We start from the raw sequence: 2,656 nt of genomic DNA on the forward strand, positions 1-2,656 counted from the left end.
TGATCGAGCCCTCGCCGCAGGCCGAAGACGGCGCCAGCGTCGGCGATCTCACCCGCGAGCCGCTGAACTTCCCGGCCGACCGCGACCTGCGCCTGCAGAATCTCGCGCGCGGTGACGAAGGGTTCTTGCTGGCGATGGGCTACTCCACCCAGCGCGGCTACGGCCGCAACCACCCTTTCGCCGGCGAGATTCGCTTCGGCGAGGTCGAGGTGGAATTCGTCGCGGAAGACGCCGGCTTCGCGGTGCCGTTGGGCTCGATCGAACTCACCGAGTGCCAGATGGTCAATCAGTTCAAGGGCTCTGCGACGGAAGCGCCGTGCTTCACCCGCGGCTATGGCCTCGCCTTCGGCCAGAGCGAGCGCAAGACCATGTCGATGGCGCTGGTCGATCGTGCGCTCCGCGCCCGCGAGCTCGGCGAGGAGGTGCGTGCACCGGCGCAGGACGAGGAATTCGTGATGTCGCATTCGGACAACGTTCAGGCGACCGGCTTCGTCGAGCATCTGAAGCTGCCGCACTATGTCGACTTCCAGTCCGAGCTCGGTCTTTTGCGCAAGCTGCGTCACGAGTTCGCGGAGGCCCAAGCGCCCGATGCCATGAAGGAGGCCGCGGAATGAACGCGCCCGCCTACAACTTTGCCTATCTCGACGAGCAGACCAAGCGGATGATCCGCCGTGCGATCCTGAAGGCGATCGCGATTCCCGGCTATCAGGTGCCATTCGCCAGCCGCGAAATGCCGATGCCCTATGGCTGGGGCACCGGCGGCGTGCAGGTGACGGCGGCGATCCTCGGTCCCTCCGACGTGCTGAAGGTGATCGACCAGGGATCCGACGACACCACCAACGCGATCTCGATCCGCAAATTCTTTGCCAAGACCGCCGGAGTCGCCACCACGACGGCGACTGATGATGCAACCGTGATCCAGACGCGTCACCGCATCCCGGAGACGACGCTGCACGAAAATCAGGTGCTGGTCTATCAGGTGCCGATCCCGGAACCGTTGCGGTTCCTCGAGCCCCGCGAGACCGAGACGCGGCGCATGCACGCGCTCGCCGAATACGGCCTGATGCATGTGAAGCTCTATGAGGACATCGCCCGCTTCGGCCACATCGCCACCGCCTACGCCTATCCGGTGAAGGTGAACGCGCGCTACGTGATGGACCCGTCGCCGACGCCGAAATTCGACAATCCCAAGATGGACAATTGCCCGGCGCTGCAATTGTTCGGCGCCGGCCGCGAGAAGCGCATCTACGCGATCCCGCCCTATACGCAAGTGGTGTCGCTCGATTTCGAGGATCACCCGTTCGAGCCCTATCGCTTCAACGCGCCCTGCGCGCTGTGCGCTGCGGAGAATTCCTATCTCGACGAGATCGTCACCGACGACAAGGGCGGCCGCATGTTCGTCTGCTCGGACACCGATTATTGCGAGGGCCGCCAGGCCGCCGGCCATCACGGCAGCCTCGGCGCCGCGCCATACAAGGAGAAGGCGGGCTCGCATGGCTGATCTCGATACCCTTGAAAACGACCAGCCGCTGCTGGTCGCAAGATCTCTCAGCAAATCCTTCGGCCGCATCGCCGCCTGCCGCGACGTCTCGTTCTCGCTCTATCCCGGCGAGGTGCTGGCGATCGTCGGCGAGTCCGGCTCGGGCAAGTCGACGCTGCTGCAGCTGCTGTCGGGCCAGCTGGCGGCCAGCGGAGGCCATGTGTCCTATCGGATGCGCGATGGTGTCGCTCGCGACCTTGCCTCGCTGGGCGAAGCCGAGCGGCGCTTCCTGTACCGGACCGACTGGGGCTTCGTGCATCAGGATCCCGCCCAGGGCCTGCGCATGGCGGTCTCGGCCGGCGCCAATGTCGGCGAGCGGCTAATGGCTGTGGGATGGAATCACTATGGCCGCATCCGCGACACCGCGTCGGACTGGCTCACGCGCGTCGAGATCGACGTCGCACGCATCGACGATGCGCCGCGCACCTATTCCGGCGGCATGCGTCAGCGGCTCCAGATCGCCCGCAATCTCGTCACCGAGCCGCGGCTGGTGTTCATGGACGAGCCGACCGGCGGCCTCGACGTCTCCGTGCAGGCCCGCCTGCTCGACCTCCTGCGCGGCCTCGTCGCCGAGCTGCATCTCGCGGTCATCATCGTCACCCACGATCTCGCGGTGGCGCGCCTGTTGTCGCATCGCGTGATGGTGATGAAGGGCGGCCGGGTCATCGAGACCGGTCTCACCGACCAGGTGCTCGACGATCCCCGCGAGCCCTATACGCAACTCCTCGTCTCCTCGATTCTGCCGCCATGAGCATTTCAATGACCGCCATGATCGATATCGCCGATGCCAAGAAGACTTTTACGATGCACCTGCAGGGCGGCATCGAGCTGCCCGTTGTCAGCGGCGTGACCTTCCATGTCGATCCCGGCGAGTGCGTCGTGCTGTCCGGGCCGTCGGGCGCCGGCAAATCGTCGATCCTGAAGATGATCTTCGGCAACTACCGCTGCGATAGCGGCCGCATCGGCATCCGCCATCGCGGCGGGCTGATCGATCTCGCCGCCGCCGAGCCGCGCCAGGTGCTCAACGTCCGCCGTTCCACCATCGGCTATGTCAGCCAGTTCCTGCGTGCGGTGCCGCGCGTGGCCACCATCGACGTCGTCGCCGAGCCGCTGATC

Annotated in this window: 4 protein-coding genes; all 4 read left to right on the forward strand. The window is 65.7% G+C overall.

What is annotated here, in order from left to right:
• The coding region (locus MOV74_RS35680; RefSeq protein ID WP_246931894.1) for a carbon-phosphorus lyase complex subunit PhnI at window positions 1–614 on the forward strand (614 nt) is incomplete at its 5' end.
• Window positions 611–1,501, forward strand: coding sequence for an alpha-D-ribose 1-methylphosphonate 5-phosphate C-P-lyase PhnJ (locus tag MOV74_RS35685; protein ID WP_246931896.1), 891 nt, complete (start codon window positions 611–613; stop codon window positions 1,499–1,501). The genes MOV74_RS35680 and MOV74_RS35685, both read left to right, overlap by 4 nt.
• A complete protein-coding gene (gene phnK / locus MOV74_RS35690; RefSeq protein ID WP_246931898.1) occupies window positions 1,494–2,291 on the forward strand; it encodes a phosphonate C-P lyase system protein PhnK in 798 nt (265 codons plus the stop codon). Before MOV74_RS35685 ends, phnK begins: the two co-directional genes overlap by 8 nt.
• Before the next feature lie 8 nt (window positions 2,292–2,299).
• A partial coding sequence (locus MOV74_RS35695; protein WP_246931900.1) for an ATP-binding cassette domain-containing protein occupies window positions 2,300–2,656 on the forward strand: 357 nt, incomplete at its 3' end.

The sequence above is a fragment of the Bradyrhizobium sp. SHOUNA76 genome (genome assembly GCF_023006445.1).
Taxonomy (GTDB): Bacteria; Pseudomonadota; Alphaproteobacteria; order Rhizobiales; family Xanthobacteraceae; genus Bradyrhizobium.